This window comes from Chryseobacterium sp. JAH (assembly GCF_001507335.1).
Classification (GTDB): Bacteria; Bacteroidota; Bacteroidia; order Flavobacteriales; family Weeksellaceae; genus Chryseobacterium.
The window spans coordinates 93,143-100,895 of the sequence record NZ_LMAH01000010.1 but is presented as its reverse complement, the minus strand read 5'-3'; the positions used below and the strand labels follow the sequence as shown (position 1 = coordinate 100,895).

Annotated in this window: 3 protein-coding genes; all 3 read right to left on the bottom strand. The window is 29.8% G+C overall.

All coding sequences use genetic code 11. The annotated features are described in order from the left end of the window. Window positions 1–1,010: 1,010 nt before the first annotated feature. The 3 genes from AR685_RS16985 to AR685_RS16975 all read right to left on the bottom strand — a co-directional run bounded on the left by AR685_RS16985 (window position 1,011) and on the right by AR685_RS16975 (window position 7,625). Entirely contained in the window at window positions 1,011–1,301 is a 291-nt protein-coding gene (locus tag AR685_RS16985) for a hypothetical protein (RefSeq protein ID WP_059125315.1), read from the bottom strand. 223 nt (window positions 1,302–1,524) lie between these two features. Next, the gene (locus AR685_RS16980) at window positions 1,525–3,237 is read right to left on the bottom strand and encodes a hypothetical protein (RefSeq protein ID WP_059125314.1); all 1,713 of its coding nucleotides are present in this window, start codon (window positions 3,235–3,237) and stop codon (window positions 1,525–1,527) included. A 122-nt stretch (window positions 3,238–3,359) separates the two neighbouring features. After that, window positions 3,360–7,625 (bottom strand): NACHT domain-containing protein, encoded by a 4,266-nt coding sequence (locus tag AR685_RS16975; RefSeq protein ID WP_059125313.1) that lies wholly within the window; start codon window positions 7,623–7,625, stop codon window positions 3,360–3,362. Window positions 7,626–7,753: the final 128 nt, after the last annotated feature.

Sequence of the window (7,753 nt, the reverse complement as noted above, 5' to 3'; positions counted from 1 at the left end):
GTTAATAAAAATTAATTATTATTAACTTGAGTGACAAATTGGGACAAATTTTACAAAAACTAATTGAAATATGACAAATCAAAACAATATCAATTCCGAATAATCATTTAATAATCAGTCATTTAAATTATTTGAGTTTGATTGAATTTGTGCGTCTACTTTCCGATACAGTATCTATAGAAGTGTTTATTAATGATGATTTATGAAGATCGAGGTGTACAAAAGTGGTACACGATTAAGATGCTGCAACATCTTTTTTTTCTACTTTTCCACACGAATATCGTCAAGTTAAACACTTGCAAACCAATATTTTACAATATTTAACAATGAATTTTAAAATACATTTGTACTACTTTTGTACACCTCCAACCTTATAAATCACTGTAAATTAAATAATTAATATTTCCCGAATGCAACAGTGATAATTGATAGATTTCGCCTGTACACCTCAAATTTTATTCACCTTTAGGACGAAGTTGAGCTTGGAATTCTATGAAGTATAGCCGAAATTTTGTACTAAAATTTGTTAATCTATTATGAATTATCAAACATGAAAGGGGTTAATTAAAGAACAAAGTCACTTCTATATTTATTTCTGTGCTTCTATTTTCATTTTCTTCTTTCTCGGTTTTAAATCGGTTTTTCCTCTGATTTTAGTATATCATCAAAAGAATTAAAATTTTGTTCCTTCGGTTTTAAAACATCAACTACTTCTTCTAATTCACCGACAAATTAAATCATTTTTTAAAATCAGATTAAGCACTTTAAAATGTCCTACAGTTTGTACAGGATGACGCAATCTCAATATCAAACCTGCCTAAATTATATTCATTTGCAGTCTTCTTTAAAGTAATATACTAACCAGTTTTTCACGTTTTTTAAGAATAAATAACATAATAGTAGTATTTGTGTATTTATTTAGCAATAAATAACATTATTGTATTACATACCTTTATTTTTGATTAAGTATTTTTTAAAAGTAAGAACAAAGAACTAGACTCGAGATAATCTCAATTAAAATACTCTATATCCTTTATACTTTCGGATAAACGTAAATTCTTAGCCGATTCTGTCAGAAATGAGTCCTCTCCTTCTACGGCCAATGCTTGTCTTTCTCTATAGCTTAATGCTGTCTCTTTAATATTGTTCCAAATAAATTTTTCAAACTTATCATATCTCCATCCTCCATTTTCAAAATCATTGATAAGACTTAAGACACTCTTGTTTGAAACTGAAACAAATTTTTCATCATCGCTTAGAATTGAAATAGAATCATTTATTAGTACTTCAAAATTAATCATAGTTATTTAGTTATATTTACAAATATATTGCAATTAGACTAATTAACGACAGATTACGACACTTAAAACATCAAATGAACTTAGTTTATACATTTATTTCCTTAGTTTAATTAAGTTATTTTAAAATAGAGTAATTAAGCTATAAGGTAGTTATTTTGGTAACTTTCAGCTATTACAATTAATAGATATTGAAATAGCAACAATATTCAAATACAAAAACAATTTAACCTCTACCTCTCTGTCTGAAAAAGTCATTCGGCATTGCTTTGATATCTTCATTATCATCAAAGTTTGTAGACTTTAAAAATTGGGTAAGAAAATCTCCATTCTTTACTACATCAGATTTGACAAAAGTATCTCTAAAAGAAGGATAATTAGGAACAATAACGTTCTCGTTAAATTTGCTTTTTTTAAAGGCATACTCTTTAAGACATTTAACTAAATCAAACTGATTATTATAGTATATTAATTCAACCAAAGAATTTAAATCAAGCATTGCCAAATTATGAACTTTTTTAAAACCGCTGTCTAATTCTTTCATTCTTTCAGACATTTTAATTCCTAAATAATGTTCTAATGCCGGAATATTATAAAAGGCATTTGAGACGACCAAAACTGGATATATTTCAATATTATGCGTTTTAATTTTTTTATTGGTAATAAACTCATTATAATGTCCAGTACTTTTGAGTCGTTTAATCATTGAGACTAATTGGGAAACACCTTTCTTTTCAACGAAATTCCTGTCTAATATTTCCTTAACCTCATCATAATTGTAAATGGAATCTAATTTATTCATACTTTCATAATCTTTAAATTCAAATAGGAAAATATGCCTGTTATTAAATATCATACCATCTATCAATGACTTATCAGTATCATTAAATATCAATTTGTAATACTTGTTTTTTAAAGACTGTTGAATGAGGTTTCTGAATAATATCTCTTCTCCTCCCTTTTCTGCATATTCAGAAGAGAAATCATTATAAGAATTAAAAGCATTATATTGCTTAGTCAAAAACTGAAATGCTTTAAACTTAATCTTATGATAAAAGTTCAGAAATAAATAGGCTTTGTTTAATACGAAATAACCATTTGGATCTTCAAAATCCTTCAGCAGTGGAAAATATTTGAGTTCAATTTTATCCTTATTGAATAAGGAGTTTATACATAGTTCGTCACAAAATTCTTTTATTTGAATTTCATTTGAGTTTTCTGGATTAAGACGTATATAGTTTTTATCATCTAAATAGTTTAATAAAGATAGTTGGTCAAAAATGTATTTATCCAGACCATTAATATGGTTTTTTTCTTCAAACTTCTGCAGAAAACCTGAATAGTTTCTACACAAGTATTCAAATAAAGATCGTAATCTAACAAAGATAAAAAGCTGATGGTAAACAAAATCGAAATCTATGGTTTTTGCAGTAATAATAAATTGAGATAAACTTTTAAAATACGCTGGTGGAATATCATCCATAAATTTGTTTCCAGGAAAAACTTCTGTATTAAAAAGTAGATACGCTTTAATAAAAGGAAATGACTCAAAGTCAGGGTCTGCTTTTTCTTTCAAATAAACATAGTTTTCAACAATTTTTTTGATTAACAAACTATTTGCTTTCGTATTAAAAATACATTTTTCTTCATTAATACTAGAGTCAGAGTTCTTTTTATCTAAGGCATTTAGTATCCTACTGATTTCTTGCCTATATTTTCTTTTCTCAACATCTGATAATGAATATATTAAGCTATCTTCGAAAGACTCTCCAGAATCAAAAGATTGATTTATCGCACAAACAGTAATTAATAAAGTATCTGGATCTATCCCTGTTAAAAAGTCTAAGACGTTTCTTTTTTCGACTTTTTCTGGAAAAATATCTTTCCAACCAAGAGCAACAACTAATTTTAAGTTTCTTCGACTTTTTAATTTTCTCATTTTTGATTCAATACTAATAACAATAAATTAAGTATATCACGTCTTTAGACATTGAAAATATTAATACTTTAACTTTTGAGATTTTCTGATTATTTTTTGATGAGCAACATTATGGCTACTTATTAATGTAAAATCTTTGCCACTTCTATTAACGCAGTTTTCAAATCTCCTTTTTGCGATTGGGATAAATAAAACTGATGCTCTAGCCTCTCAATGAATGGATAGAAAAAATTAATATGTTCAATTTTTCCTTGGTTTTCTAGTATAAATAAATTTAAGGCTTCTGTTACTTTGTATAGCCCTTCCTCACTTTCACTAGCCATATTTGTTAGCACCTCAGTAATATAGTTTTCAAGACGGTCAAATTCATCCCTGTCTTTTTTGGTTTTAGATATTTTTAGTAAGTCCATCATCTTTGGCAAATAAACCAAATCCTTAATATTTTTTAAATATGCTGCATCGTAATAAAAATCAAATTCATCTTCGCATTCGTCATCACTGTGGTTAAGCATATAGTTTAGATAATACAATGTCCCATCAAAATCTCCAACTCTTGTTAATTGCTGCGATGCACGGTATTTCTCTTGTTCAGGTTCTTTATCACTGTCAATTATGTTCGTAAGAAATTCTGCGATTTCGTTTTTGTAGCTTCCTTTTAAAAGAATTAAATTTATAATTTCCCATCTAATTGTATTATTTGCCACAACATAAAGCAGTGTTAGCAAATCTTTAGGATCATCTACAAATTTATCAAAAGCCCTTAGAACCTCATTTTTAGTATACTCATCATATTTAGTACCAGCCAAAGCAGCAAAAATAAATTGGTATGCACCGTCCAACCCATTTTCAATAGCATAAATAGCATTATTTTTCCAAGAAGCATCATAATCAATATCTTTCTCAAGATTTTCAATAACTCTCTTGGCTACTTCTTCCTTCCCTACTTGCTTTTCTATCACATTAAAGTCTATTGAATCCGAATTTTTATTTAAATCATAGTGGGTCGTAAAATCAAGAATTTTTTCTTTACCTATTTTTATTTCAAACCTAGAGATATAATACCATAGAATTTGAACTTGTCTGTTAAATGTTGCTCTTTGTCTTCCAGAGCTACTAACAGTAATTGCATTTTTGATATCAGCTTTGGAAACCCTATCTCTAACCCAATCAGCAAGCTGATTTATCTGCATTTCGTTTAATTCTATGTTAGCATCACCTGTCAATCTGTCTTTCAGACTTGTGAAAAGATAATCTTCAAATTTATCCGTTTGCTCAACAAAAGCTAAAACCTGTTCTTTAGTGACCTCATTACTTTCCCTGGTAAAATCTGAAAGAAGCTCGAATGGTCCAATAAGGATATCTGTTTCATCATACTTTCTATGCTGATATAGCAAATCCCAATTTAGCTCTTCAATATTATGCTGATCAAAAAAGTGAATTAACTCCTGTTTGAATAGCTCTTTTGAGAAAAAAACATCAGTGTTCTTCTGCGCCCACACATTTTTTTGTTGCACAATAGGAGGTTCACTTACACTATCCAATACCTTTGAATTTTCCTTGATTTGTTGTTCCAGATATTCAAACTCATCTTTAATTTGTTGGCTCCCATACCACTTCACTTCTTTGTAAAATGATAACAGGTCTTCATTTGTTAAATTATGCTCTTTATACAGTCCAATAACATAATCAGTAGCATCTTTATTTACAAGTCTTTTATAGAGACGGGCTCTTTCATATGATAAAATTGAACTGTTGCCAAAAATCTCTTTAAATATTGTTAACGAAGTTTCAGTTTTGTTAAAAAAACTACTTAAAATATCTAAACTTTTTTCGTCACCTAAACGGATATTATGTTTGTAGGCTTTATTAATAAGATCATACAAATCAGGGTATTGATTATATAGTTCTACCGATTGATCGATAATACTTTTAAGTACTTTTTCTCGATTATCTAATCTAAACAATACTCTGCTATTAGTATCATCAGAAAGATATTTCAGTATTTTTCTAAGGGCTTCAATTCCAAACTTGGCAGAAAAAGCTTCAGTAAGCTGCATCCCTTCATCTAATAGGTTGACCTTATCCCTATCTTTATCTTTTTCAGAAATATCTAGTCCCTCTATTAAATAATCAACATATTCACTCTCAAGCTGGGCTTTATGTATAAGCCTGTACATAGCCGAACGAATATATTGATTGTTTCTTTTTCCATAAGCTGTCATCAATTCATCAATTACAGCTCGGTTTGCATACCCAAGTGTTCCTAATGCATATGCTGCCGCATTAAAATAATGAACGTCAGAAGTTTCTTCAAGTATAAAAAATAAAAGAGCTTCTTTTGTTTTCACATTTTCTTGAGACCCAAGGTACTGATCATCAATTAGATGAAGCGCATTCAATCTCGTATATCTGCTGTTATCTTTATCTAGGAGCTCTTGAAGGAGAAATTCATTAGCAGATTCCATTGGCGCAAACCGTGCAAGTTCTATTGCAGTGAACTTGTTTGATCTTAGCCATACTCCTTGTTTTTTATAATGATTGAAGATATTTTTGAAAATTTCAAATCTTATCGGCGGATCTATTTTATCTGGTTCTATCTTGACCAAAATTTCAGGTTCTATCTTCAGTATCCAGTCGATTAATCCTTTTCTTTTGTTATCATCAATTATGCTCATTAAAAAGAACAACGTATTTACCCAACTGGGTTTAATAATCTTACCTTTAAAAGAAATTGTTTCCTTTATTTCTTCAATTGGCATTTCATGTAATGCGCTTGCCGCTAAAAATTCCTGAATATTATTATGTTCAAAACCCCACATTGCAGGAGCATCATCAAAATTTTTAAACGTGGTAGAATATCTTATTAAATCTAGATCAGTAGGATCAGGTAAAATTTGGCTTAGTTGATCGAAAGAAACATAATTTTTACCCATAAATTCCATAGTTAGGGCAACTTTTCTCAACAACTTCATTACCCTGGCCTTCTGCATCTTTAAGTTAGTTGTCCCATTAAAATGGCTTTGATCAAAGTCAAACCTCTTCTCGATGAATTCATTTAGTAAATCGACCTTGCTAATTTCTAAGTCTGTATTTAATTTATATTTTTCCAGTAAAAGCTGAAGGAAAAAGGGCTGTATGATAAGATCTTTGAAACCTTTATTATAGGCTTCTTTTATAAATTCACCACCATTAATTTGATATTCTTCATGCGCATATGTTCGAATGTTTTTAACATCGATATCATCAAATAAATAGACATTAAAATCAGAAAGTGTACCTCCTGAAATATCTGATGGAAATTCATAAAAATTAGTCCGACAAGAGATAACAATACGAATATTTGGAAATTTAGTTGAAAAAGAACTAATCTTTCTTGCCGCAGTATTAAAATTTGCAGGCTCAATCTCATCCAAACCATCCAGAATTACTAAACAAATATTTTCCGGTATTTTGCTCCAATCTTTCGGTAGAAAATCTTCTATATTTTCATTCACGTAGGTGTTCATCTTTTGAAAAACTGGGACAAATGGGGATTCTGGAATTGAATAAAGCGCCAACAAATTAGATAATTCGGTAGACTTTCCAGATCCAGCACCTCCTAATAGTACTATCCTTGTTTTTTCTGCAACCAATTCACCTAATGTTTTTCTCTGATAAGTACCAAAAAATCTATCTATTGAATCAGCATTTGAAGCGAACGGGCTCAAAGTGCGACGTATAACATTCTTGTATGGTAACACTCCAATAATAAAAGTTGAAAAATCAATAGACTCCGCAGTTACTGTAGTTGCTTGGTTTTCTTCAAAAAATTCTTTTTTTTCTTCTACTCTCTTTTTTTGTTCGACCTCCCAAACCCAGTCATTAAGTACTTGGTGAATTTTATTAACAAAACTAGTCTTATCCATTAAATCTGGAAAAGTATGCACCCAACCACTATCTTGAATTTCTGCCTTAAATTTCTGCACCTTGAGCAAATCCTCCGTTTCTTTAATACTGGTGGATTTCCTTGGCTCTTTGAAGAAAAAATAAATAGCAATCTTTTGACCATCTTTAAACTTTTCGACAGCTAAACGAAACTCCTCTTCTGTACCAGATCCATATGGTTTTCCAGTTGCCGGATCATCTGCTCCAGAAGCTGTACCGTATCTCATCCACAATAACCCTATATAAATGTCATATCCTGAAAATCTAAAGTTAATATCCTCTTGTGATCTGTTTCCCCACGGAGCCACAATGTCTTTAAAATCTAAAACTTCAAAAAAAATCCCTCGATCTTTTATAGAGAGTTGATGGTTTACAGATTTACAAACCTCTTTTATAATATCTTTTTCATCACTTACATCTCCAGGGCAGGAAACAAAAACTCGTATCTGTGTACTACTTAACATGAAAATCCGTTTATGTAAATTTAGCAAATCTTAAAAATTAAAGCAAGACATACTAACTATTATTCATAAGAATAAAGCAATCCGATTAATAAAATAATGATTTTTGAAAGTTCAAAAAAATATCGAGA

Excerpts from the sequence above, each read along its gene's own strand:
- AR685_RS16975 (WP_059125313.1), bottom strand. The coding sequence starts at position 7,625 with ATGTTAAGTAGTACACAGATACGAGTTTTTGTTTCCTGCCCTGGAGAT.
- AR685_RS16980 (WP_059125314.1), bottom strand. The coding sequence starts at position 3,237 with ATGAGAAAATTAAAAAGTCGAAGAAACTTAAAATTAGTTGTTGCTCTT.
- AR685_RS16985 (WP_059125315.1), bottom strand. The coding sequence starts at position 1,301 with ATGATTAATTTTGAAGTACTAATAAATGATTCTATTTCAATTCTAAGC.